Raw genomic sequence first — 25,638 nt, 5'->3', positions numbered from 1 at the left:
TTCTGGATCGCATCTTTAAGGTGGAATAAATGCCGATATTTCCACCTTTAAAAATCCCTATACCCCGCGTTCATGTCTCTTCTTGATGAAATGCCATTGGATCGAACGTCCGTTTCGGCTCAGACGGCCTGCGATCATTGTGGCCAACCTGTAGGGAATTATCCCATTTTTTCAGAAACGGCCGTTTTTTGTTGTGCTGGTTGCGAAATCGTTTATGATGCCCTACATGTTTCTGGTTTGGAAGCCACTTACTACAAGCTTCGGGAGGCAGAAGGCGTAAATGATAAGCCCATTGTTGCAATTTCGGAGAAAGAACTCGATCTAATTGGCTTAGACTCTTCACAATATGTGGAAAAACATACCATCTTACGGCCAGATGGCAACCGAGAAGCCTTGTTGTTTTTGGAGGGCTTACATTGTACGGCTTGTGTTTGGCTGATTGAGCAAATGCCAAAATTATTGGCTGGCGTTCAGGAAGCGCGTGTAGATTATGTTCGCAACCAATTAAGGCTTGTTTGGGACAATCAACGGGTTCAGTTGTCGCAAGTGGCCAAGTGGTTGGCTCCTTTTGGGTACAAACTCCAACCTGCCCGCCAGTCTAATCTAAAAGAACGTTCTCAAGACGAACAAAGGTTGCTGATCCGTCTTGGCATTGCTTGGGCTTTGGCGGGTAATGTGATGCTTCTGGCGCTTGCCTTTTATTCTGGCTTAGACATGAGCAACCAAACCGAACTAACGATTGCAGGCCGGTGGATGAGTTTGGTACTGGCCACGTTGTCTCTGGGTATTGGGGGCATTGTGTTTTTCCAGAAAGCCTTGCAATCGTTACGGATGGCATGGAAAATCCGGTCGCTTAATCGGTTACATATGGATGTTCCGATCTCTTTTGGAATTCTGATTGGTTATTTTTATAGCTTTTGGGCCACCATAACCCATAAAGGCGATGTTTGGTTTGATTCCATTACCGTTCTTACTGCAGCCTTGCTGACCGCACGCTGGTTGCACCTTAAGAGCACCCGCCTGGCCATGGACGCGAGCGATCAGTTGCTTACGTTGGTCCCCACAATGGCCCGAAAAATCTCCGGTAAGTGGAATGGCGACATGAACCAACCTTTTGAATTGGTGTCTTCGGAATTGCTGAATCCGGGAGAAGTGGTTGTGGTGTATGCCGGAGAAGTGTTTCCGGTGGATGGTATTCTTGCAGCAGGTGAAACCAAGGTCAATAATTCGGTTATCACTGGTGAAAGTGTGCCCGTTTCGTGTGCTGTTGGAGATCGGGTGCAAGCGGGTGCAACCAATATGACGGGTGTGGTACACGTTGCCGTTCAGGCCGCCGGAGATCAGACACGAATTGGAAAATTGGTGGCTTGGGTACGGGAAGGCGCGGAAAAGCCTGCCGAAGCCGTCCTGTGGGTGGACCGTTTTGGGGGCTGGTTTGTGCTAATTGTGTTGATTCTGGCGGTTCTTACGGGTATTCTTTGGTGGGATACTGGTTCTGAACAGGCAATGTCGCATGTGGTAGCACTTTTGGTAGTGACATGTCCGTGCGCGTTGGGCATGGCAACACCGCTTGCCCTCGCCATTGGGTCTGGAAGGGCGGCAAGGGCGGGCATTTACCTAAAGCAAACGTCTGTTTTTGACACATTAAATGTAGCAGACACTATTGTTTTGGATAAGACAGGCACGCTTACGGCGGGCCGGATGAAATTGATTGACTGGAAAGGGGATTTGAAGGCCATGCAACAGGCGGCTGTTCTGGAATCGCAAAGCATTCACCCCATTGCACAGGCGTTTTTAGGAGCGTTTCCAGAAACCGAAGCCCTTAAACGACAACTTCGTCATACTATAAAAGGCATTGAAACACATGCTTTTGGTATCAAAGGGGAAATAGAACAAAGCCATGTAATGATCGGAAGGCCAGATTGGGTGCTACAAGATGTCGTACATGCCGATCCATTGCTCCTTGAAATACTGGAGAACTATGCCCATACAGGGGATACGCCACTGGCAGTCGCGTGCGATCATCGGTTAGTCGCTGTTGCACGAGTAGGAGATGAAGTGCGCAAAGAAGCCTTCGAGATGATTCAGCATTGGCATCAACAGCAAAAAGAGGTCTATATTTTGTCTGGCGATCATCCAGAGGTGGTGGCACAGTTAGGAAGAACCTTAATTATTTCCGAAGACCATTTGTTGGGCCATCAAACACCGGAAATGAAGCAACTGTTTGTAGAAAACCTAAAAGCATTGGGACGCAAAGTGTTAATGCTTGGAGATGGCGTGAATGACGCAGCAGCACTTCGAGCGGCAGATGTTGGCATTGCGGTGCAAGGCAGTAGTACGGCCAGTATGGTATCGGCGGATGTCTTTGTAACCTCTGCTGGTCTAGCGCCAATACAGAACATGCTTACTTCTTCCCGAAAAGTGACCTATGTAGTGAAACGAAACCTCGCTTTTTCTCTTTTATACAATCTTATCATGGCAATGGCTGCCATTGTGGGATGGGTTAATCCGCTTGTTGCTGCGGTAGCAATGCCCTTAAGTTCATTGGTAGTTATCGGCTCTTCTATTTTGCAACAGACATTTGTCAAAAATTCAAATTTATGAATATTTTAATGGTCATGGTTCCCATTGCTATTATGCTGGCAGCAGGGGCTGTATATGCCTTTACGTGGGCCATTAGGTCAGGGCAATATGAAGACACCGAAACCCCGGCCATTCGAATGCTGTGGGACGACGAAGACACGAACATTAAAAATAAGAAGTCATGAATGAACTCTGGCTCGTTTTTTTAACCGGACTTATGGGAAGCGCACATTGTGTAGGCATGTGTGGAGGGTTTGTGCTGATGATTCAGGCGCCAAACAATACCGCTAATCACATGATTCGGCAGACTGCATATTTCATTGGCAAAACGTTCACTTATATGATGTTTGGTTTTGTGGTGGGTATGCTGGGTATGGCCGTTACAATGAACATCTCTGGCTTGCAGGATTGGATCAGTATAGGCGCTGGCCTATTTATGATTATCGCGGGTCTTGGTATTTTTGGTGTGGTAAAAAGTGTAGAAGGGATAGGTGGATTAAACAAAACCAGTTTTTACAAAGATGCCTTCCGCAAGTTTGTCCAACAAAAATCGGTGATTGGGGCGTATGGCCTGGGGTTGCTGAATGGATTATTACCTTGCGGCTTGTTATACGGCGTTCTGGCACAAGCAGCTGCTACCGGAAAGCCTGTACAGGCTTCAATCATGATGTTTGTCTTTGGCATTGCCACTGTCCCTGCTTTGTGGTTACTGGGCATGTTTGGCCACTTACTCACCCCTGCATGGAAGCGCCGTATGAACCTATTTGCTGGGGTACTGATTATTTTGATGGGTGTGATGAGCATCATGCGTGGGACTGAAAGAGGCCGGGAATTGCTTTCTTTTATGCATGGAGGCCACAATCATGGCCAGATGGAAGGCATGGATCATTCAAAGCATCAGATGCCCGGCATGAATCACCCTAAACACTAAAATAGTCCCCAAAAGATTGGGTTCTTTATTGGTAAATTGGGTTGGAATTGTTGTATTTTGGCAAGTGATGTTCATCTTTGACCCCCTATTCGCCATGACAAATAAACCCAAAATCGTTCTGAGGCAAGTGGTAGATTGGAATGCCACCTTTTGGTCGGGCCTTGTGGCTGGTGTCTTTTTTTATTGCCTAAATTTATTATTGACCCCATTGCTTATCGGGGCAAATGAATGGGCAATGGTTCGCCTATTAGCGTCTCCATTTCTTGGAGAACAAATTTTGGCGCCACCTGCCACGCTGGATTGGGGTGCCTTGTCGGTATCTGTTATTGGTACCTTATCATTGTCTTTGCTCTTTACATCCCTCATTTCACTCACAGTCCACAAGGGTGGTTTATTGTTGGGAATACTCTTGGGAATGGTACTTGGGCTTGCCTTGTATGCAATTAATTTTTACACCCTTACATACTTTTTTCCTTGGTTTTTTGCAATGCGTAGCGGTGTAATGGTATTTGTACACATGGTATTTGGCGCGGTTGCTGGTGGCCTTTATGAGGCATTGGAAGTGGAGACTTTTGAAGAAATACAGGAACAGATAGCCTGATTTAAGTCCTGAAAATGAACTCCGGGTATAGATTACTCGGAGTTTTTCAGTTTGTCTAAAAACCGTTTGCGTAACTTTTCTAACTTAGGAGCTATAACAAAGCTGCAATAGGGTTGTGCCGCATTTAGGTCGTAATAGTCCTGATGATAAGGTTCCGCTTCGTAAAATACGGTTGCAGGCTGTATTTTGGTGACAATAGGGCTATTATATACCTGATCATTGGTCAACTGTTGGATAAATAATCGAGCACTTTCCGCTTGTGATTCGTCGTGGTGAAAAATCACGGACCGGTATTGTGTACCCACGTCGTTTCCCTGACGGTTCAAGGTGGTAGGATCGTGGGTATAAAAAAAGATTGCAAGCAAGTCGTTATAGTCAATCAGTGTGGGGTCGAATGTAAACTGAATGGCCTCTGCATGACCTGTTAGGCCAGAACAGATTTCGCGATAGGTTGGATGCTTGATTTTTCCACCCGTATATCCACTTTTGATATTGGATACCCCTTGGACCCGTTTAAAAATCGCCTCTGTACACCAAAAACAGCCAGATCCAAAGGTGGCGATGGTGGAAGTTGTGGTTGTGGCCATACAAAATATTTAGATTTGTTAAGGTGCTCGGAATAAAATGTAAAAGTCATGTATCGTGCAAAACGGTCAGATTACCTCTTTGTTTCCACGCAGGTGCATTTTATCAAAACGTAGCGTTTAATGCTGGATTAATGTTCATTTGTGCCACTGTTAGGCAAATATTAATTTCCTTAAATAAATAAAAAGGTTGTAATGATGAATATAGTTTTTATGGGTACGCCGGACTTTGCGGTTCCTTCTCTATATGCCCTCATTGCTGCGGGTTTCAAACCATCGGTGGTGGTTACCCGTCCAGATTTGCCACGAGGGCGTGGCCAAAAGGTGGAGATTACGCCTGTTAAAGCGGTAGCGCAGGCATATCATATTCCGGTATTGCAACCAGAATCAGTAAAAGATCCTGCCTTTATATCAACCCTTTCCAAAATGGAAATTGATATTATGGTGGTGGTGGCTTATCGGATATTGCCAGAGTCCGTGTATGGTCTTGCCCAAAAAGGTGCATTTAATCTGCATGGATCTTTGCTGCCTGCTTTTCGTGGGGCAGCTCCCATACATCGGGCAGTGATGGCGGGCGTAGAAGAAACGGGAGTTACTACTTTTTTTCTAAGAAAAGAAGTGGATACTGGCGATGTAATTTTGCGTGCCTCAACTCCCATTGGCGCAAATGAAACCACGGGCGATGTATATGAAAGACTCATGCACTTGGGCGCAGATTTGGTGGTGCAAACGGTGCGTATGATCGAACAGGGCGGGATCCCTACATCAAAGCAAGATGAGAAGTTAGCTTCTCCGGCTCCTAAAATCTTTCCCCACGATTGTTACGTAGATTGGACTAAACCAGCACAGGTTGTGCATAATTTTATTCGCGGACTCTCTCCTTTTCCAGGGGCCAGAACCCTATTAGACGGGAAATTACTCAAAATGTACCGATCGGAAGTGGTTGGAGATGATCTTTCTTCACAGACACCCGGCACCATACTTGCCCATGCTGGTAGGTTATTGGTGGCTTGCGGAACGGGAAAGGTTTCGCTAACCGAGGTCCAGTTGGAAGGCCGAAAACGGTTACCCGCCTCTGCCTTTTTAGCAGGCAATGCGGATTTGATTGGGTCATGCTTGGGTACTAACCCCAAAAAAGGGTCATAGCAAAAGTTTTTTGGTTTATTACACCGAAGAATAATGGTATTTTAGTTGATTTGTGAGATTAAAAAATCAACTAAAAAAATAAAATGTTATTCTTTTTTAATTAATGTAGGTGCTTTAAATAAATAGGACTTAAAGTGGTTGGAGGCTTAAAATACCACTGTTTTGTTTTGATAAACCAATACGCGATCTTCGATATGGGCTTGTACGGCACGCGCCAATACCCTCCGTTCGATGTCGCGCCCAATGCGCACCAAATCCGCAACGTCTTCTCTGTGCGAGACCCGTTGGACGTCTTGGTCTATGATGGGGCCCTCGTCTAGGTCTGACGTCACATAGTGCGCAGTTGCACCAATTAATTTTACTCCCCGATCATAAGCCCGTTGATAAGGATTGGCACCTATAAAAGCGGGTAAAAATGAATGGTGTATGTTAATAATTTTATTAGGATATTGGCAGGTGAATTCTGAGGATAAAATTTGCATATACCGGGCCAGAACCACCAAGTCTGCTTGTACATCTTTTAATAGTTCCAATATTTTGACTTCTTGTTCGGGTTTTGTTTCTTTTGTTACAGGCATATAATGATATGGAATACCAAACTGTTCGGCTACTTTCGCCATGTCCGGGTGGTTAGAAACCACGATGGGGATTTCGACAGAAAGTTCCTTACGTTGCCATCGCCACAGCAATTCCATGAAGCAATGGTCATATTTGGATACCAATAAGGCCATCTTTTTCGGTTGATCAGCGTATGATATTTGCCATTTCATCTGGAAAGGGTCACCCACAACGCGTGCAAAAGCTTTCTCAAATTGTGCTCGGCTGATGTCTAAGCCATCCAAATAAAAAACCATGCGCATAAAAAAAGTCCCGCCTGTTGGGTCGGTGCTATGCTGGTCTGCATCCAAAATATTGGCACCATGACTATACATAAATTGGGAAACAGCAGCAACAATGCCAGATCGGTCTGGGCAGGAAATCAATAAACGTGCGGTATTGGCGTCTTGCATCTACACATCAAAGGGTTCAGTGTTAAAAGCAACCTTGTGGGTACAAGGCTTTGGAGGGAGCAAAAATAAAGCGGCGACCTCATAAATCGAGCATCACCGCTTTATTTTCGAAAGTCATTAACGTTTAGCGCTTTACAATCATCTTTATAGTTAGTTTTGGGTCGTTTTTCAATTCAACCACTACCAAATAGACACCGTTCGGAAGTTTATGTCCCTGTTCATCTGTTCCATCCCAAGTGATTTTGGCAGAGGAAACGACACCCCTTCGCTAAGTTTCAACGTTTTTATTGCTCGGCCAAGGAGGTCATATACCATAATGTTCACATCTTGGGCGGGTATAGGGGTGGAAAAGTTAAGTTCAATGGTGGCTGATTCTTACATGGGATTATGTATATCATTGCTGTTCGAAGTTGAATTATTTGTAATTGGAATGGATTTAAAATATGATTTATCATCTATAAATCCGGTTGTTTGTAGGTTAAATGTTGTATTACCAGTGTATTGCCCAGCCTGTAGGAATGTGTCTGAAGTGGACTTTACGGCATAACGACCATATGCGAAGCCATCAGGGAGCGTAAGAACATATTCGGAATTAAAAATCTGAAGTTTACTTAGGTCAAGGACCATATCGGTTAGGGTTTCATAAGAATTTCCGATTGAAATCAACAGGCGATAATCACCACCTGTCATGCGGGATAAATTACTGTATAGGTATTTGCTATTAGATTGATATATTCCGTTGCTTAACAAAATGTGCAAGGACGGTTGAACATGGTCTTTGGGCGATGTAGTTTAGGCTATAGGCACAACCAAAACCCAACCGAGGAAGCCATGAAAAAAATCCTATTTTTCGCACTCTTTGCACCGATACATGTCCTTTTTGCACAAAACCCACCGGATATTATTCAGAGCTATGGTGGCCCGGCAGCAGCGTTTGCTTGGCCTATCCCCTTTTCCCATATTCCACAAACTTTTACCAAACACGCCGTCCGGTTTAGTGCTCCTATTTGGGCAGGGATGAACAGCCGTATGGCTTCGATTGATCTGCGGGTCTGGGGGACCACCAAAAGCCAGGATGGATACAATGACTCCTTGGTTGTTCGGTTTTTGTCCGCCACGCCAGATGGTACGCCCGATGAAACCAAGGCTTTCCAAAAGCCACTTAAGGTCGTACTTAGTAGCCTGAAGCGGGGGGAGTACAATACATTGGGATTGGCTACTAAAAACCTTATTTTGAAGCCAAATACTCATATTTGGGTGAGTTTTGAACTGGAAGCAGTTGGTAAAAAAGACACTCTTGTCATGGTCTCGGATAATGCCGAGATTCCTGCCTTGGGACGGTCTGCAGCTTATATTCAGGGCTTGGGCTGGCAAATGATGCGAGAAACCCAATTTAACAATGAGTATATTTTTCAAGTTGCTGTAAAGTGGAGTGCTACCTCGGTTGTTGATCGCGAAAAAGAGGAAATACCCGTAGCAACAACGCCGGTTGTGGAGGTTTATCCGAATCCATTTGAGGCAAATCCGACTCTACGCTTCCATCATTTAGGTTCTGGTTTCGTAAACCTTGCCGTATTTGATCTTATGGGTAAGAAAATTCTTGATGAAATGCTACCGACTCATAATGGAGAATACCAGCTGACATTACCAAACGAACTTGCGGCGGGTCTTTATTTACTCCGAATTCAGCACAGAGAAGAGGTACTTGTGAAGCGGTTAGTACGGGCTGGGAAAAAATAACCTGACGGTGTTTAATCGTTTTGACAAAGCAGGTAAGGTGTTTTTGTAAATTTGTGCATGATCGTTGAAGAACGATTTTGGAAAGGAACCAGAAGGGCGCTATACCGTTTGTTTAAACAAAACCCATCTATTATGTCGGAAACGGTTGTTAGTCCCCCTTTTGTTGAGATCACCCTTCCTGTTGAAGGGATGACTTGCGCCTCTTGTGTTGCCCGAATAGAACGAAATCTGGGAAAACAAAAAGGTGTCTTGGAAACCAGGGTGAACCTTGCAACCGCCGAGGCAAGTGTTCGTTTTGATCCGCGTTTTATTGTACGGGATCAGATGATTCAAACCATTGAAAAAACGGGGTTTGTTGTACCAGATACCCAAATGAGCCCGCCTCCTATTAGCGCCTTTTTTGAAGATGAAACAGGCGATTATCGGCCACGCTTTTGGTTCGCTTTTGTTTTTACATTACCTGTTTTTATTATTTCGATGGCTCATGGAGCCTTGGATTTTTTGAACGTAAATGTGTTTTTGCTGGTGATGACCACGCCTGTGGTTTTTTGGAGTGGATGGCCTTTTTTTCGAGGAGCCTGGCGTGTAGGGCGTCATGGTGGGTCGGATATGAATACCCTTGTGGCGGTTGGGGTGAGTGCAGCCTATTTTTTCAGTGTATATTCGATGTTGCAGCCAATGGCACTTCATGGGGTGGGTAATCATCATACGCAAGTGTATTTTGAAGCGGCAGCGGTCATCATTACCCTATTGCTTTTGGGGCGCTGGATGGAAGCAAAGGGAAAGCGGAAAACCGGAGATGCAATCCGTGGCTTGATGGATTTAGCGCCGCCTGTTTCTCTTGTTTTGAAGCGGGAGGGAGTGGTTGAAGTACCTGCAAACCAACTTCAGGCGGGGGATGTGGTGCTGCTTAAGCCTGGTAGCCGTATTCCCGCCGATGGTATGGTGGTGGAAGGGGAGGCTGTAGTGGATGAAAGCAGTTTAACCGGGGAACCGATCCCCGTAGATAAATCCATCGGACAAACCTTACGTGCTGGAACCATGCTTTCAAACGGGGCGCTGAAGATGGTGGCAACACAAGTAGGGGAGATGACCACTTTGCAACAAATCATCCGGCTTACCCGTGAAGCACAAGGCAGAAAAGCGCCCATACAACGCCTCGCAGACCGAATTGCAGCATTCTTTGTGCCTGCTGTGATGTTAATTGCCGCTGTCACTTTTGTGATATGGTATCTCATTGGGCCTGAACCTTCTCTTAATACCGCCCTTTTAGTTGCCATTTCTGTTTTGATTATTTCGTGTCCCTGTGCTTTGGGTTTGGCAACCCCGACTGCTGTGATGGCCGGAACCGGTTGGGCTGCCAAAAATGGCATTTTGTTTAGAGGAGGAGACGTTTTGGAAAAACTTCATGAAGCCAAGACATTGGTTATAGACAAAACCGGAACCCTGACGCTGGGAAAGCCTACCGTGACCTCGGTAATCGCATCTGAAAAATTTTCCATTGAACGGGTCTTATCACTCTTGGCAAGTGCAGAACAGTTATCCGAGCACCCACTCGCAAAAGCAATACAAACAACTGCCGAGAAACGTGGGCTGGCTTTAACATTGCCTACTGCCTTCACAAACGAAGCAGGTGGAGGGATAGAAGCTACTGTAAATGGAGAACGCATCACAGCTGGTCGTGCAGACTGGCTAAAAGCAAAAGGGATCACTTTTCCATCAACCCTTCCTCATACTCCGTTGGCGCAAAGCCGAATAGATGTGGCCATTAATGGGGTTTGGGCTGGCGTAGTATTGCTGAACGATCCAATAAGGCCAGAATCCCCACATGTGATCCAAAAACTAAAAGAGGCGGGAGTTCATGTGGTGGTGGCCAGTGGAGATGCGCCCGAAGTGGTGGCAGAAGTGGCCCGAAAGCTAAACGTGGAGACCTTTTATGGGGCTACTTCGCCAATAGACAAAGCACGCATTGTTTCGGAGTGGCAGCAAAAAACGGGTGTTGTGGCCATGATTGGAGATGGCATCAATGATGCACCTGCACTTGCAACAGCCGATGTTGGGATTGTCGTTCAGTCTGGAACTGACGTGGCTATAGAGGCGGCAGGGGTTACCCTTCTCAACCCCGATTTACACACGCTCGTTACGGCCTTTACCATTTCCGTAGAAACCATGAAGGTGATTCGACAAAATCTTTTTTTCGCCTTTGTGTATAATATGATCGGAATTCCATTAGCGGCTGGCGTATTTTACCCAATCTTTGGCCTCTTGCTCAATCCCATGATTGGCTCAGCGGCAATGGCACTTTCGAGTGTCTCTGTATTGAGTAATAGCCTACGATTGGCCAAGTTGAAAAAGCAAACCATCACCACAAACCATAGCATACATGAAATTGCAAATCGAAATTAGCGGCATGGGATGTAACCACTGTGTTGCAGCCGTACAGGAAGCCATTCAAACCCAAAAAGACTTTGTTATTCAGTCGGTTACGATTGGGAGCGCGGTCGTTTCTTTCGAGAAATCAGAGGCGTCAAAGGAGGCCCTTTATGAAGCAATTGAAGACGCGGGATACGAAGTGAAGCACGTTGAAAGCGTATCTTAACGGCATTTATCGGTATTTATCTAAACCGCATTAAACGGTAAAGCCCTTCTTAGACTCAATATTCCAATGAAGTTATCTGGCATCCATGTCTATCCAGTAAAATCATTTGCTGGTTTTTCTCAAACGGAGGCGTTTGTAACACGGCGCGGGCTGTTAATGGACCGTCAATGGATGTTGGTGGATGAAGATGGGGATTTTTTGTCTCAGCGGGAATGCCCTGAAATGGCCTTGGTCAAAACCTCGGTTGTTGACAAACAACTTCACCTTACTTTTGACGTAGAAACCTACTCCATTCCACTTTCGCCCGCTCCCGACCAAGAACGACTTTGGGTGACTGTTTGGGGGGACGAAGTGGAAGCCCAATTGGTGAACGAAGGGGCTGATAATTGGCTTTCGGATATTTTAGGGACGAATTGCCGCTTGGTGTATATGCCGGAAGTGTCTCGACGATTGGTAGATCGTCAGTATGCCAACAGTAAAGATGACCTCGTGCGTTTTTCAGATGGGTTTCCCGTATTACTGACAAACGAATCTTCTTTAGAATGGTTAAACGGCCATTTACTGCAACCTGTAACCATGAACCGTTTCCGTCCAAATTTGGTGGTTTCTGGCTTTGAACCATTTGAAGAGGATCGGTGGAAGGAGGTAAGAATCGGAGAAGTCACATTTGCAGTTGTGAAACCTTGTGCCCGGTGTAGCATCACCACCATTGAGCCTACTACGGCCAAACGTGGAAAGGAACCCTTGAAAACGTTGGCACAATTCCGTACGTTTGATGGGAAAGTTCTCTTCGGGCAAAACTTGATCCCGCTTCATGAAGGCACCCTCCGCCTTGATAGCACCGTAAATGTGTGTTACAAATAAGTAGCCTTTTTCATTTGTAAGAGGGAAGTTTTTATTCCCTTCGTTCTGAGCACCAATATATTTAACATTTTTACATGAGCGCGCCTATTCAAAACATAGATGCTGAATTGTTGGCCCATTATTGTAAAGCAATGGGGCATCCGGTTCGGATCCAAATCATCAATATTCTAAAAGATAGTGAACAATGTGATTGTGGGGATATCGTAGATCAACTCCCGCTGGCACAATCCACTGTCAGCCAACACTTAAAGGTCTTGAAAGATGCAGGTCTTATTCGCGGCAATGTGGTCGGAACCCGAACCCTTTATTCGCTGAATCCCAAAGGATTGACCCATTTTAAAAAGATAGTGGATCATTTCTGACTAAACGATGCGTAAACCAATTTCTTTCTTGAATGCCCGCCAGTTGGTATTAGAAAATACTGATCGGTTGCCGGAAGAAATTGTTTCGCTTCCGGAAAGTTTTGACCGGAGGTTGGCCCAAGTAATTACTACCTCCGAAGATCTTCCACGGTTTAATAATAGCGGGGTAGATGGCTATGCAATCCGATTAGTAGGATTGTCAGAGGGAGCCGTCTTGAAAGTCGCAGGCGTTATCCGTGCGGGAGCGCCTTGGTTGGAAGCATGGCCACAAAACACCTGCCTGCGTATTCTAACGGGTGCGCCCGTGCCCGACGAAGCAGAGGCGATTGTGATGCAAGAATGGACGAACTTGGTTGGAGAGGAACAAGTGTGTATCAACCGATTGCCGATGAAAAACGAACACATCCGATGGCGCGGAAGCGATACCAAAGCAGGTAGTATTATTGCAACTGTGGGGACCCGTATTTCGCCAGCACTTTTGGGAACCCTTGCTTCTATGGGGAAAACCGAAGTCGTCGTGTCCGAAAAACCCAATATTGCCCTTTTAACCACGGGAGACGAAGTTTTGGATGTGGGTGTGCCATTAACACCGGGAAAGGTCTGGAATACGAGCCGATACCTGTTGCAAGGTGAAGTGAAAGAAGCAGGTGGTAGGGTCGTATGGATTGGGCATGCGCGGGATGATGAAGCCGAGACACGGACAAAGATTGCGGAGGCGTTAGAACAAGCACACCTCTTGCTTGTTTGTGGTGGGGTTTCGGTTGGGTCTTATGATTTGGTGACCGTTGCTTTGACATCTTTGGGTTGGAAGCCAATTGTACAAGGAGTAAAGCAGCGGCCTGGCAAACCGTTCACTTTTGGCCGATTAGGCAACAAAGGCATTTTTGGTTTGCCTGGCAATCCTGTTTCGACGGCTGTATGCTTTGACCAATACGTACGTCCGGCGATTAATGCCATGCAGGGACAAGCCGAAAGTTGGCGACAGACCGAACCTGCAGAATTGATGACCGACATCAAAAAGGTGAAGGGCTTGCACCACTTTGTCCGGGCAACGCTGCACAAAGATTCGTCTGGGCGAGAATTTGTCGCACCTACAGGTGCGCAAGGGTCCCATATTTTTTCTTCTATGCGTGATGCCGAATGCCTGATTCATTTACCGGAGGGAGTAGATGAAGTCTTGGCAGGAACCATCGTGATGGTGGAACGGTTGACGACCTGAAGCCATTTGTTGTTATGCCAGAAACTGCGTTATCCGATATCGCCCCCTTTTTATTTGAAAGAACGCCGGATTTGTCTAACCTGCGTCAGTTGGAATTGGTCTTACAGGCGAAAAGAATTCCGTATAGAATCACTTCCGATGAAGAAGGGATACACGTGTGGATTCCACTGGTCTGGGTCGAAACGGCAAAAGAGGAACTTAAAGGTTTTTTGGAAGAAAAAAGTATTGTGATTCCAGAACCCCCTGAACTGGGCGAGCATCAAGGAGTGCAACCGCTTTGGGCGGTGATGGTGGTGTTGATAGGAATCCATGTGCTGGTACATTTGCCAATAGGCACGTTTTTTATGCGCCTAGGGGCAGCCAAGAATGGAGAAATCCTTACAGGTGCATGGTGGCAGACCATCACAGCCCTGACCCTTCATGCCGACGCGCAACATCTGTTTGGGAACTTGCTTTTTGGCGGCGTGATGCTGTATTGGCTGACACGTATGGTGGGGAATGGGATGGGGATTTTTATGGTCGTTCTTTCGGGCGCGATTGGTAATGGCATCAATGCCTTGGTACAACCGCTGGGGCATACCAGTTTGGGCGCCTCTACGGGGGTCTTTGGTGCGCTTGGCGTCTTGATGGGCTTGCGAATGCAGGTACACAACGAAAATCGTATGCGCGGCTTAGGAATCCCGCTTCTGATCGGAATGGTCATGTTGGGTCTTTTTGGGGCTGGGCCGGATCCCCGAACCGATGTTGGAGCACATCTTTTTGGATTTTTGACAGGAATGCCCGTAGGATTTATTTGGTGGACACTGTGGCAAAAAAGCAGCCACACAATCTGGAGAAAAAACGCTTTTTGGGGCTTTTTTGCGTTTTCTCTGGTTCTTTTTTGTTGGACGTGGGCGTGGTTTTTTATGGTTAATGCGTACCCGTAGCGACCATAATCCCTGCATTTTTACAGATATTTGGTTCAGATGATTGACGGAAGATGATTATTAACCTACTTTCAGATGCTTATTTGATACTCCACGATAAATCCTTGCATAATGAAGCGACTCGTATTAGTTGAATCGCCCACAAAAGCCAAAACCATCCGTAAGTTTCTGCCTAAAGAATATCAGGTAGAAGCTTGTATGGGCCATATCCGCGATTTGCCCGGTTCCGCATCCGAAATTCCGGCAAAGTATAAAGGGGAAAAATGGGCCCGGCTTGGGGTGAATGTTGAGAAAAATTTTGAACCGCTGTATGTGGTCTCGTCTGATAAAAAGAAAATTGTGGCCGAAATAAAGGAGGCCCTAAAATCAGCTGATGAACTCTATATCGCAACGGACGAAGACCGCGAGGGCGAGTCCATCGGGTGGCATTTGCTCGAAGTCTTAAAGCCAAAAGTACCGATTAAGCGCATGGTCTTCCACGAGATCACGAAAGAAGCCATCATGGAAGCCCTCCGGAAGACCCGGCAGGTGGACGCCCATCTGGTAAATGCACAAGAAACCAGACGGGTATTGGATCGGTTAGTAGGCTATACAGTTTCTCCATTGTTGTGGCGGAAGGTCATTCCCAAACTCTCCGCAGGACGGGTACAGAGTGTTGCGGTTCGGCTTTTGGTCTTGCGCGAGCGGGAGCGAATGTTGTTTGTTGTAGCTTCTTACTGGGATCTTCGGGCGCAATTGGTGCAATCTGATAAACAGTTCGAGGCTACCATGACCCATCTAAATGGCCGACGTCTGGCCACCGGAAAAGATTTTGACGACCATACCGGAATGTTGAAACACGGAAGTGATGCCTTGTTGTTGACAGAAGCGGAGGCTCGGGCTTTGGCCGATCATCTATCCGGCGGAAGTTGGAAGGTCGTGCAAGTGGAGGAGCGCCTTTCGGAACGTAAGCCGTATGCCCCATTTATCACTTCCACACTTCAGCAAGAAGCAAACCGTAAACTTCGGCTGCCCGCCCGCCAAACGATGCGGTTAGCGCAAAGTTTGTATGAACGTGGTTTGATTACCTATATGCGGACAGATTCCACCAATCTCTCTAATGAAGCCATCGAAGCTGCACGAAACACGGTTTTAGGTCGGTACGGTACAGAGTATCTTAGCCCTGTACCCAGACAATTTGCCTCGAAATCCAAAAACGCCCAAGAAGCCCACGAAGCCATTCGACCTGCGGGGACAGCCATGCAAACCGCGAAAGAGTTGGCTTTAACGGGCGATGAGGCGGCATTATATGACCTGATCTGGAAACGGACAGTGGCTTCTCAGATGGCAGACGCTAAACTGAAATTTACAACTGCGACCATTGAGGCGGGGCATACAGAAGTTGCGACTTTCCGGGCATCGGGGCGCACGGTGGTATTTCCAGGTTTCTTTCGTGCGTATGTAGAAGGTTCTGATGACCCGGATGCAGCCTTGGATGATAAAGATCAACCCTTGCCAAATCTGAAAAAGGGGGATCAGCCTAACTGCCGAAAGGTGGAAGCAATCGGACATGAAACCAAACCTCCCGCACGCTATACCGAAGCTTCTTTGGTGCAGACCTTGGAATCGGAAGGTATTGGGCGGCCCAGTACCTATGCCTCCATTATGGACACAATTGTGGAGCGGGGCTATGTACGCCGTCAAGCCAATCAGTTGATACCCACTTTCACGGCTTTTGCCACTACACAATTGCTGGAAGAAAATTTTGCCCATATGGTAGATGTACGGTTTACTGCGGAAATGGAACAGGTCTTGGACGATATTTCCGAAGGTTCTAAGAAGGCATTACCATACTTAGAAAGCCTCTACAATGGCACTGAAGGATTGGAGCAAAAAGTGGAACGGGGCTTAGATCAAATTGATGCGCGGGCAGTTTCCACCATTCGGTTTCATAAATGGGAGCCTTATTGTGTGCGTGTCGGTAAATTTGGGGCCTATTTAGAATTAGAAGAAGCGGGTGAGCGCATCACTGCACCCATTCCGGATGAAGTAGCCCCCGCCGATTTATCAAAAGAGGATTTTGCTTCATTTATCAACAAGAAGCAAATGGGGAATGAAGTTTTGGGCATTCACCCGGAACTAGACCAACCCATTTTTGTCAAAAAAGGCCCCTATGGAGAATATGTGCAATTAGGCGAAGATGAAGGAAAACCCAAACGGGTTTCGTTGCCCAAAGGGGTAACAATGGAACAAGTGACTGTGGAGATGGCCTTGGAATTATTGCGTTTACCTCGTACTATTGGCAGCCATCCAGACACCGGAAAACCAATTGTAGCCAATGTAGGCCGCTTTGGGCCGTATGTGCAACATGAGAAGACGTTTGCCTCGCTGCCAAAAACAGATGATGTCCTTACGATCGGACTGGAGCGGGCATTAGCCTTGATCGCTGCAAAAGAAGGCAAAAAAGCCCCTATTCGTGTCTTAGGGGTACATCCCCAGTCTAAAGAACCCATTGAGGTGTGGGAAGGGCGGTATGGGCCTTATGTCAGTCACCAGAAAACCAATGTGACATTGCCGAAAGACCTTGCACCGGACGCCGTTACATTCGAGGAGGCAATGCAATTGCTTATAGCAAAAGAAACCGAAGGGCCTGCAAAAAAAAACGTGCGAAGAACCACTCGGAAAAAATAGCTTCTAAACAAAAGCGTCATCACACAAATATGGCGCTTTTTTTAGGTGGAAATTTTTTGCTATCGCCGCCGCATCAAAGTGTGATGATAAAAGTCCTCATTTCTGACATCAAAAAGCATCATAAAAATAAAAATTTTGGTTCAAAAGAGTTGTTTGTAATAACATCATAGCCATTTAATGAATCGGTTATGAGCGAAATACGTTAAAGATTAACGTTTTAAGGCATGTTCTTTATGAAGCCTTGTTTGCTTTAAGTGTTCTAGGTATGAAACGCCATTTTCAGTAGCCCATAGGTCTTCTTGTCCATAAACGGGATCACGATAGGCTTCGTCCAACGAGATAAACCCATACCCTTTTCGTTGTAGCGCATCAATGATTTGTCCTAAGTAGTCCCTATTAATTCGGTTGGCGTGCAACATCATGACATGTTTAATAGAACGACCCTCTAATGCGGTTCCTACAGAATCCCAATAGGCTACTGTTTTATAGATATGGCGCAGATAGGCTTGCCCCACTTCGTACCGCGAAGCCCAATCTTGCTTTAGTTCAAATGTCATATATTCTTCGTTAAAGGTCCAATCATCTGTGCCAATGGTTACATGGGCATTGAGTAAACCAGCATCGCGCACGGCTCGATTGCTTTCGTGTTCGCGCGCTAATGTTTCGCCTTCTTGTAGAAAGGGATAACGGAAATACCGAATTCGCTGCTTAAAAGCAAACGAGATTGGGTCCAAGATTTTATTTGTTTTTTGAATTTCCTGCAACCACTCTGCTCCAGAAAATCCATTAAAAGACCGATGATTGTAGGTGTGGTTTCCCAGTTCAGCCCCTGACGCAGCCCATTTGTAGAGCATAGAAGCCATAGAGGGTACTTCCGCCTCTCGTCCAATAACAAATAAAGTAATGGGGATATGCCGCGTTTGGACGGCATCAATAAGTTTGGTGACTGTATCCCATCTTAATTGATCATCCGGATATGAATAAAAATGGGTCAATGGTCCATCATCTATCGTTAAAGCAATGTATTTATTAGGTTTTGGGAATGGTTCAGGTTGGGGGGCTTTGCAACCCAAAAATTTCCCCATACAAATAATCATTAGAAAACGGAAACTGTGCTTTCGTAGAATTGAAAAGATAGACTGACCTTCTGCCGACTTACAAAACATGTTAATTTTGTTGTGTGTGGTGATGGTGATACAAGCGGTAAAAGCGTACAGCAATAAGCGTAAGCTACAAAAAAATAATACAAGGTGGACGTTTTTAGCATAGCATCAGAGTAAAATATTTCTTCTTACCCTTCAGGTTATTCTTTTGAAGTTGCATGAGAGGACACCTGGGCCAATACGAAAGCTAAGTGTTTGCTAGGGGCTCTTTTTTGTCTCGTCATAACGGTAGATACATGATGAGTGCGCCTAATAACCACAACTGCGTTCTGCAGCCACAACTCTACCATGTGACAACAGCCCAGCCTTGACTTGCTAAATTAAACTTTTTGACCCTTTTTGAGGTTTTGTGGACTTTTGGACAAGTAAAAATGGACTTTTGGGCAAGTCACGTGGCAAGGGTTTGGTTATCTTGCACACAACCTACGAGTTTAATGTGTCTTTATATACGGCTTCAACCTATCGCTTTTGTTGCAGACGGAAGCACCTATAAACTCATCATAATAGTCTAAAATTTCTTTTTTTTTATCCAACTTTCTGGTCGGATATACGCTTATTATTATTTTAGTTTAGGTGAGTTTAGATATATTTTTGTGTAAAAAACCTCACTGCTATATAAATCCTTCACGCTACATGCAATTAAGTGTGTAGATTTTCAACCTTCCCAAACAGTTTTATTTATGGAACCATATTTAGGCGAAGTACGCATTTTTGCGGGCAATTTTGCACCACGTGGTTGGGCAATTTGCGATGGCAGCTTACTTCCTATCAGACAAAATCAGGCATTGTTTAGCCTTTTAGGCCCTGTGTATGGAGGGGATGGTAGCACCACGTTTGCTTTACCTGACTTTCGGAGCCGCGTTCCCATGCATGTAGGCAGTAATTACGCCTTGGGGAAACGCATGGGCAATGCAAAACTCGATTTACAAGCAACCCACCTCCCCGCCCATACCCACAACATTCAAAACACGGGCGGCTTAGGGGCAGCACCAACGGCAAGTTTAGGGGTCAAATGCCGAGAAGCTTCAGGGGGTACACAAACCCAAGAACCCGCTAACAACTATCCTGCTAACTCGTCTGTATCCAAAGATGATAATGGCTATCAGGCAACAAGAGGGGAGAATGACTATTTGGGCGCGCAGGCGGTAACCGTTAACGTAGGCACAACGGGTACACCCAATGCTGTCAATAATATGATGCCTTACCTTGGGCTTAAGTTTATCATTGCCATCCAAGGGATTTATCCCCCTCGTCCATAAGCCTTGTTTTATCAACCTTTTAGCTAATCATAACTACTATGGAACAATTAATTGGCGAGATTCGCATGTTTACAGGCACTTATGAGCCTTCTGGATGGTGCTGGTGCGATGGGCGTAGCATGACCATCGCAGACAATCAAGTTCTTTATGCCGTTATTGGAACAACTTATGGAGGAGATGGGGTCAGAACCTTCAATTTACCCAATCTCAATGGGCGTACCCCGCTTGGCACAGACGCTAACATCCCAATTGGGGCAACAGGCGGTGCGAATCAGGTAACGTTGAATGCCAGTAATATGCCCCCCCATACCCATGCAGGCAGTGGTAAAGTAAAAGTGAGCGGCGAAACCGCAACGCTTTCAAATCCTAAGGATGCGTATTGGGCTGCAACACCGGGAGACTCGGAGTATGCCCCTTCCCCTGCGGCAGGTATAACCTTAGCCAAGCCTGCAATCGCAGCACAGCTTACCAGCACAGGGACTGCAACCCCTACGTCGGTGGATATTCGTCAACCTTTTCTCACAGTTGGGTATATCATTGCTGTGGAAGGATATTTTCCGACCCAAGACTAATTAAAATTGGCTTTACTATACCTTTTTAAAAAAGTTAAAACTATGATAGAGCAGATAATTGGCGAAATCCGTTTGTTTTGCGGTAATTACGCCCCCGAAGATTGGGCATTTTGCAATGGCCAACTTCTACAAGTTGCACAATATGGCGCCCTCTTTTCGATTATCGGAACGGCTTATGGGGGCGATGGGCGAACCACTTTTGCCCTTCCAGACTTCCGAGGGCGTATTCCAGTAGGGGTTACAGAACCAAGTAAACGTGGGCAAAAAGGAGGTAGCGAAACGGCAAGCCTCCGTGCAGAACACCTCCCTGCACACACCCATAGCTTAGAAGTATTGCTGAATGTGAGTAATGCAACGGGAACCCTAACAACGCCTGTTGGAAATTATCCTGCTAAAACAGGATCTTTCGACAAAGAGTACAATACGGCTTCTGATACTTCAATGAAGGCGGATATGGTGGAACTTACCCTGAAACCTACAGGACAAGGTGCGCCTTTTAACCTAATGCAACCTGCCCAAGTGGTCAACTTCATTATTGCTTTAGAAGGCAACTATCCTCAAAGATGGGATTAACACAATGATACAATGCCACCTGTTTTGATCCTTATTTCAAAACAAGTGGCATTGTAAACTCATACAAATTACCCTTTATTCATTTAATCATTTATTTTCCCAATACCTATGAAAAAACGGTTTCTATACGCCACTTTTATTTTAGGCATTTTGGGTCTTGCTTCGGCATTACCCTTGCAAGCGCAAAGTATTTCACTACATGATGGCGGCAGCGGATGCTTTCCGGGCGTTCAAACCTTAAGCTTTGGCTCAAGCGACGGTGGCTCCCCTGCCCGTAATATTTACACCGGAAACGTATCTATTCCCGGTTCTTCTCCTGATCCATATGCTGCACGGGTTATCTTTGAGGCGGGATCATGGAAAGTTCAGGTATTCGATGGTGGATGGAATACGATTGCCTCGAGTGCCATTACATCATCTCCCAACCCACCTAATTTGACCTATGGCGCATGGGCGGATGTGGGGGATTGTGAGCCGCTTAGCCAGTTTGATGGTACTGGTACCCAAACCAGTTTGCCTGTCTCGCTCGTATCGGCAACAGCAATTGTTGAGGCCCAATCCGCCACACTTCAGTGGACGACCGTGCAAGAAATCAACAACGATCGTTTTGTGATTGAGCAACAAACAGTACAAGGCTGGAAGCCTGTTGGTGAACTTAAGGGGCAAGGGAGCGCCATTGGACAAAATAATTATGTGTTTACGGTGTCAAATTTGCCTTATGGACAACACGTGTTCCGCATTGCCCAATACGACCGCAATGGAAGTGTAAGTCATAGCCGTCCGATTTCGGTATATGTGGAATTAACCAAAGCGTTTGCACTTTCGGAAGCCTATCCGAATCCGTTTAATCCCCAAACGAATTTTACGCTTGCGGTTGCGCAAACCCAGATGGTACAGATTCGCCTGTTCGACTTACAGGGGCGTGAAGTGGCTATCCTTCATAACGGGTCCTTAGCTGGGCAAACCACACACACGTTTTCCTTCAACGGGCACAGCCTAGCTTCTGGCAAGTATTTCGCACGGGTGCAAGGCGAGCATTTCATCGCCCATAAACAGCTGGTGCTGATGAAGTAAATTTCTCCAATCATAAAGAGAACGAAGGCAAGTTTCTTAAAAAGAGAACTTGCCTTTTTTGTTTTAAGCCCTTTTTGGTGTGTAAGTGTTTTTATTCGTCCCACGCAATGAGGGTTTAGTCCCAAATATGTTTCATTTTTTGTTCTAAGTTTTTATTAATGTAAACCTTGATCAAAAAACCCTTATTTAATCAAGCTAATATAGTCAATACTGCCTCATTTAGTCTTAAACCAAAATGTGTGTGGCTTTCATAATGTATAGGCAAATCGCATGGAAGTGTTCATGTCTATCAATAATGAAATATAATCATTTTTCCTTATACAAACAGATGATCTTGAGACAGATACATGGGAAAATGGAATGTATTAATTGTATATGGTTTGTGATAACGGTGATAGCTGCTTTTACCCTTTTGAAAAGACAATAAATAACCATACCGTTCTGATTTAATCACAATAAAAGAAAATCGTAAAAAAGATAAACGCATTGTTCGGTTTTACAATGCGTTTATTTGTGACTAAAATACGTGGGTAAATAGCGACAGATATGACAGGCCTATTAAAAAAATATGTACAAGAGGTTGCTTTCTTTCTGCATCCATTTAGGCAATCTAACAGGCCATGTGGAAGGAAGTCCTGAAATAAAAGGTTTTCTACCTTCCATAAGTGGCCGCTATTTGGTCAGAACAATGCTTCTGGTTTGAGAGATACCCTCCATGCTCAGGCGGACAAAGTACACACCGCTCGAAAGATCCGAAGCATCCAATCTGGCTTGGTATCGTCCGGCTGTTTGAAAACCTTTCGAAAGGGTACGTACTATCCGGCCCGTAACATCATAAACCGACAGCGTGACTTCACCAGCTTTTTGGAGGCTATAAGCAATGGTAGTCGTTGGATTAAATGGATTAGGATAGTTGGGCTCCAAGAAAAAGGCCGTAGGAAGCGATGTCTCATTCCCTTGATGGGTTGGCGTAGCAAGAATAAACTCCACCCATTCGGATGCATCTACGTTTCCGTCACCATTTCCTGCAGGTGCTTGAGCAGAAAGCGTCCCTGCATTGGCAGTTCCAAATTTTGTAACTGCCAGATAAATCTTCGAAGGGATACTACCAAGCTCTGACGCAATGTCTATGCTGCCTTCCAAAATGGTCCCTGATGATTGTTTTAGTGAAGCCCCAGTCTTGGTGTTCCCTGCACCATCAAACCAGCCTGCCCAATTATTGTCTTGCTCGTTTGCCAAAAAACGTGACCAAGTAGCCACTTGACCGCTTTTACCCCAAGGGCTTGCCTTCATAGCACCGGGGCTATCTGCAACAAAAATAAACACATCTCCACCCGCTGTTGCGGCCTTTGTGGATGCCACATACAGGGTCGCGCCATTCCAATGTGCGTGTAGATCTAAGCCGCCGTTCGAGGCAATTTGCGTCGCTACGGCGTCTTTTGTTCCGTCCATGGTATAAGTAACCATTGGGGGAGGTGTACCGCTATTTCCGGAAATCGTGATCGTGAAGTCCTGGCCACCATTGTTGTTCCACGTATTGTCATTGTAATTAAGAACAAACGCCAAACGCTCCACCACTTGAGCCGAATTATTAAATGGCCCGATAGTTAGGGTAAGCTTCTTCTCGGCATCTGGGCCAATAAAGGGTGTTTGTACCGCTGGTCCTGTGCCACCAAAGAGCAACGATGCTGTAGGTTGATAGGCGCTATGGGGTGTTTGCCACGTAGAACCGACGGGGTTTACCCCCCAGTGCAATTTTGCTCCTTGGGTGGCATTGGTAACCGTAATGGTGATTACATCGTCTTTGGTAGGGTTTTGCGGCGACCAAGAGACAGAGCTACTCCCCGTATCACCACCGCCAGAACTTGCTCCGATCCATACATGCTGGATATCGGTTTTCTTGACAAAGCCTTTGGTATCGGTGGCTTCTACATAATAATCAATCAAAACATCGGTAAGACCTGTAATGGTTGCACTATACCGACTCGCACGTAAGGTAGGCAAGGGATTGGTCTGGGCATTAGGCATACTCACAACACCCATATCCAATATCTGCCATTCGTTCACCTCTGCACCTCCGGCATAGGTTTCATTATGTTTGCTGGCAAGGCTGTTTGTTCCATCTTTGTCAGTTCGATAATATAATTTTACCGACGAAATGCCGCTCATGTCATAAGCAAACGTCCAGATTTCGGGATTACTGGCTTGGGTCTTTTCCCATTCTCTACCGCCCGGATTGTAGGCTTCTCGCTGAGGAATCCAGACTGTAGGTGGGGTAGCATCTGTTCCGCTTTTTGCGACGGGGTCTGCAAGTTGAATGGCCAAGTTCGTTCCACGAGTAGGAGCCGAGTCCCAGATTTCGGTTCCATCCCAATACCAATAATCAGATGCTTGAGCGGTCATCATATGCCGCCAAGCTTCATTCAGATTGGGGTGGTTGTTATTAACCTGCTGGGCGGTTTCGAGTACGTTTTTGGCTGCTGTGATAACAGCCCATGAATTCCGGTCGTGGCTATACCCCGTGCCGTCCCAATCGGCATTCCACTTTTTAAACTCCGGATCACCATTATCGGCACCACTCCAACTTCCATCTTCCACATGGATCACGTCGGTAGGACTTGGGGGGAATTGCTCTAAATAATCCTGAATAGTTGTGCATTGAAAGCGTCCCGGATTGGCCTTGGCCCAGTCCACAAATGATTGGAAATTACCACCATAATATCCTTCCGATCCGCCCCCATAGTTATCGCCATCATGGTGCAAAACCACCAAGATGGGGTGGTTTGGGTCGGTATTATAGGGGGCCAACTGGCTCATCACAAGGTCATAGTTCAATGCACCAAACCCACCACGACCATCTTCGTTACCCAAATAACGGCTGGTTGGCACCACAATGAGCCGTGTACTCTGGCCGGTTGCCGGGTTGACATACTCGGCGAAATGTGGGCGATGCCCCCAAGCCGCAGAAATTTTGGTGGGAGCCCAAAGGCCATTCAATTGGGCCCAGTCTCCTGGATCGGCATTTACTTGGTCGGCTTTATTCACTTCGTATAGGTTCCCATTTTTCGTCCAAGGGTAACCTATAGCTGCACGGTCAAAGTGCACATTATCCACCAATGCCCATTGAATGCCCTCGTCCACCAATGCAGGAATCATGCGCTTTGAGAAGGCATTCTCCGGTGGGAAAATCCCTTTAGAATAAGTGCCACCAAAGGCAGAGACAGAGATGTTTTTGTGTAATTGTATTTGACGCCGGATATCTTCATATTCGATTAGACCCATAAGGGGGTGATAATATCCAAAGCCAATCATATCTAATCGTGAGTTACCTCTTGCGGTCTTGAGTTGAACCCCATCTCGGTATGGTGTTTTCCAATTCGCAAAATTACCATTTCCTGCGGCCTCCAGTCCGTTTAAATTCTCTATGAGCGAACCCGAAAAACTGACTGAAGCGCCGCAATTTGCCAGCCCGGCATCTGCGGCCTTCTGTATGGCATTTTTTGGCCACCAAGTATAAGGTCCTGTCCGCTGATTATGGATATCTTCTACACGGTAGCTGTATCTGTTCGCCGCGTCTGTCTGTCTCACGGTTTCTCCCGGCCAATAAATCGGCTGGTGCATATGCCATAAGAAGGCAATATAAATGGGTGGGTTTGAAGTTGTTTGAACGGCTTCCTCTGGACTGTTTTGGCCCCATAGGAAGTAGGGCGACAGCATAAATAGAAGCAGGGACGATAATCTATACATATGAAAGCGCTTACA

Annotated in this window: 22 protein-coding genes; 17 read left to right on the top strand and 5 right to left on the bottom strand. The window is 46.0% G+C overall.

The window, feature by feature from the left end; all coding sequences use genetic code 11:
* Positions 1 to 72: 72 nt before the first annotated feature.
* The 4 genes from JNN12_13980 (at position 73) to JNN12_13965 (ending at position 4,115) form a co-directional block, all read left to right on the top strand.
* Positions 73 to 2,604, top strand: a complete 2,532-nt coding sequence (locus JNN12_13980; protein ID MBL7979444.1) for a heavy metal translocating P-type ATPase — start codon at positions 73 to 75, stop codon at positions 2,602 to 2,604.
* Positions 2,601 to 2,768: a cbb3-type cytochrome oxidase assembly protein CcoS gene (ccoS, locus tag JNN12_13975; protein ID MBL7979443.1), complete on the top strand. Its 168-nt coding sequence runs from the start codon at positions 2,601 to 2,603 to the stop codon at positions 2,766 to 2,768. The genes JNN12_13980 and ccoS overlap by 4 nt, the downstream gene beginning before the upstream one ends.
* Positions 2,765 to 3,514 carry a sulfite exporter TauE/SafE family protein gene (locus tag JNN12_13970; protein MBL7979442.1) on the top strand — a complete coding sequence of 250 codons (750 nt, stop codon included), beginning with the start codon at positions 2,765 to 2,767 and terminating at the stop codon, positions 3,512 to 3,514. The genes ccoS and JNN12_13970 overlap by 4 nt, the downstream gene beginning before the upstream one ends.
* Positions 3,515 to 3,608: 94 nt before the next feature.
* Entirely contained in the window at positions 3,609 to 4,115 is a 507-nt protein-coding gene (locus JNN12_13965; GenBank protein ID MBL7979441.1) for a hypothetical protein, read from the top strand.
* 32 nt (positions 4,116 to 4,147) lie between these two features.
* Here JNN12_13965 and msrA read toward each other — a convergent pair whose 3' ends face one another.
* Complete coding sequence (gene msrA, locus JNN12_13960) at positions 4,148 to 4,702, bottom strand: peptide-methionine (S)-S-oxide reductase MsrA (GenBank protein MBL7979440.1); 555 nt, start codon at positions 4,700 to 4,702, stop codon at positions 4,148 to 4,150.
* Between the two features lie 195 nt (positions 4,703 to 4,897).
* Here msrA and JNN12_13955 point away from each other — a divergent pair, with 195 nt between their 5' ends.
* The gene (locus JNN12_13955) at positions 4,898 to 5,845 is read left to right on the top strand and encodes a methionyl-tRNA formyltransferase (GenBank protein MBL7979439.1); all 948 of its coding nucleotides are present in this window, start codon (positions 4,898 to 4,900) and stop codon (positions 5,843 to 5,845) included.
* Between the two features lie 146 nt (positions 5,846 to 5,991).
* Here JNN12_13955 and purU read toward each other — a convergent pair whose 3' ends face one another.
* Together purU and JNN12_13945 are read right to left on the bottom strand one after the other, a co-directional pair.
* A complete protein-coding gene (gene purU / locus JNN12_13950; protein MBL7979438.1) occupies positions 5,992 to 6,855 on the bottom strand; it encodes a formyltetrahydrofolate deformylase in 864 nt (287 codons plus the stop codon).
* A 124-nt stretch (positions 6,856 to 6,979) separates the two neighbouring features.
* Positions 6,980 to 7,096 (bottom strand): hypothetical protein, encoded by a 117-nt coding sequence (locus JNN12_13945; protein ID MBL7979437.1) that lies wholly within the window; start codon positions 7,094 to 7,096, stop codon positions 6,980 to 6,982.
* 590 nt (positions 7,097 to 7,686) lie between these two features.
* Between JNN12_13945 and JNN12_13940 the strand changes: the two genes are divergently transcribed.
* The 8 genes from JNN12_13940 to topA all read left to right on the top strand — a co-directional run bounded on the left by JNN12_13940 (position 7,687) and on the right by topA (position 17,235).
* Positions 7,687 to 8,595: a T9SS type A sorting domain-containing protein gene (locus JNN12_13940; protein ID MBL7979436.1), complete on the top strand. Its 909-nt coding sequence runs from the start codon at positions 7,687 to 7,689 to the stop codon at positions 8,593 to 8,595.
* Between the two features lie 132 nt (positions 8,596 to 8,727).
* Positions 8,728 to 11,001 (top strand): copper-translocating P-type ATPase, encoded by a 2,274-nt coding sequence (locus tag JNN12_13935; GenBank protein ID MBL7979435.1) that lies wholly within the window; start codon positions 8,728 to 8,730, stop codon positions 10,999 to 11,001.
* Positions 10,979 to 11,194: a heavy-metal-associated domain-containing protein gene (locus JNN12_13930; protein MBL7979434.1), complete on the top strand. Its 216-nt coding sequence runs from the start codon at positions 10,979 to 10,981 to the stop codon at positions 11,192 to 11,194. Before JNN12_13935 ends, JNN12_13930 begins: the two co-directional genes overlap by 23 nt.
* Before the next feature lie 66 nt (positions 11,195 to 11,260).
* Entirely contained in the window at positions 11,261 to 12,058 is a 798-nt protein-coding gene (locus tag JNN12_13925) for an MOSC domain-containing protein (GenBank protein MBL7979433.1), read from the top strand.
* 74 nt (positions 12,059 to 12,132) lie between these two features.
* Entirely contained in the window at positions 12,133 to 12,420 is a 288-nt protein-coding gene (locus JNN12_13920) for a winged helix-turn-helix transcriptional regulator (protein MBL7979432.1), read from the top strand.
* A 7-nt stretch (positions 12,421 to 12,427) separates the two neighbouring features.
* Entirely contained in the window at positions 12,428 to 13,639 is a 1,212-nt protein-coding gene (locus JNN12_13915; protein MBL7979431.1) for a molybdopterin molybdotransferase MoeA, read from the top strand.
* 14 nt (positions 13,640 to 13,653) lie between these two features.
* The gene (locus tag JNN12_13910; protein ID MBL7979430.1) at positions 13,654 to 14,565 is read left to right on the top strand and encodes a rhomboid family intramembrane serine protease; all 912 of its coding nucleotides are present in this window, start codon (positions 13,654 to 13,656) and stop codon (positions 14,563 to 14,565) included.
* A gap of 111 nt (positions 14,566 to 14,676) precedes the next feature.
* The gene (gene topA / locus JNN12_13905; protein MBL7979429.1) at positions 14,677 to 17,235 is read left to right on the top strand and encodes a type I DNA topoisomerase; all 2,559 of its coding nucleotides are present in this window, start codon (positions 14,677 to 14,679) and stop codon (positions 17,233 to 17,235) included.
* Positions 17,236 to 17,444: 209 nt separating this feature from the next.
* Here topA and JNN12_13900 read toward each other — a convergent pair whose 3' ends face one another.
* Entirely contained in the window at positions 17,445 to 18,320 is an 876-nt protein-coding gene (locus JNN12_13900; protein ID MBL7979428.1) for a polysaccharide deacetylase family protein, read from the bottom strand.
* Positions 18,321 to 19,078: 758 nt separating this feature from the next.
* Here JNN12_13900 and JNN12_13895 point away from each other — a divergent pair.
* From JNN12_13895 to JNN12_13880, 4 genes are all read left to right on the top strand, one after another.
* Positions 19,079 to 19,657, top strand: a complete 579-nt coding sequence (locus JNN12_13895; GenBank protein MBL7979427.1) for a phage tail protein — start codon at positions 19,079 to 19,081, stop codon at positions 19,655 to 19,657.
* A 38-nt stretch (positions 19,658 to 19,695) separates the two neighbouring features.
* Positions 19,696 to 20,229: a tail fiber protein gene (locus JNN12_13890; protein ID MBL7979426.1), complete on the top strand. Its 534-nt coding sequence runs from the start codon at positions 19,696 to 19,698 to the stop codon at positions 20,227 to 20,229.
* A 42-nt stretch (positions 20,230 to 20,271) separates the two neighbouring features.
* The gene (locus tag JNN12_13885; protein MBL7979425.1) at positions 20,272 to 20,802 is read left to right on the top strand and encodes a phage tail protein; all 531 of its coding nucleotides are present in this window, start codon (positions 20,272 to 20,274) and stop codon (positions 20,800 to 20,802) included.
* A gap of 108 nt (positions 20,803 to 20,910) precedes the next feature.
* The gene (locus JNN12_13880) at positions 20,911 to 21,876 is read left to right on the top strand and encodes a T9SS type A sorting domain-containing protein (protein ID MBL7979424.1); all 966 of its coding nucleotides are present in this window, start codon (positions 20,911 to 20,913) and stop codon (positions 21,874 to 21,876) included.
* A gap of 672 nt (positions 21,877 to 22,548) precedes the next feature.
* Here the strand turns inward: JNN12_13880 and JNN12_13875 are convergent.
* Positions 22,549 to 25,623, bottom strand: coding sequence for a T9SS type A sorting domain-containing protein (locus tag JNN12_13875; protein MBL7979423.1), 3,075 nt, complete (start codon positions 25,621 to 25,623; stop codon positions 22,549 to 22,551).
* Positions 25,624 to 25,638 lie beyond the last annotated feature (15 nt).

It is taken from the genome of Bacteroidetes Order II. bacterium, assembly GCA_016788705.1.
Classification (GTDB): Bacteria; Bacteroidota; Rhodothermia; order Rhodothermales; family UBA2364; genus UBA2364.
This window is presented reverse-complemented; position numbering and strand designations above follow the sequence as displayed.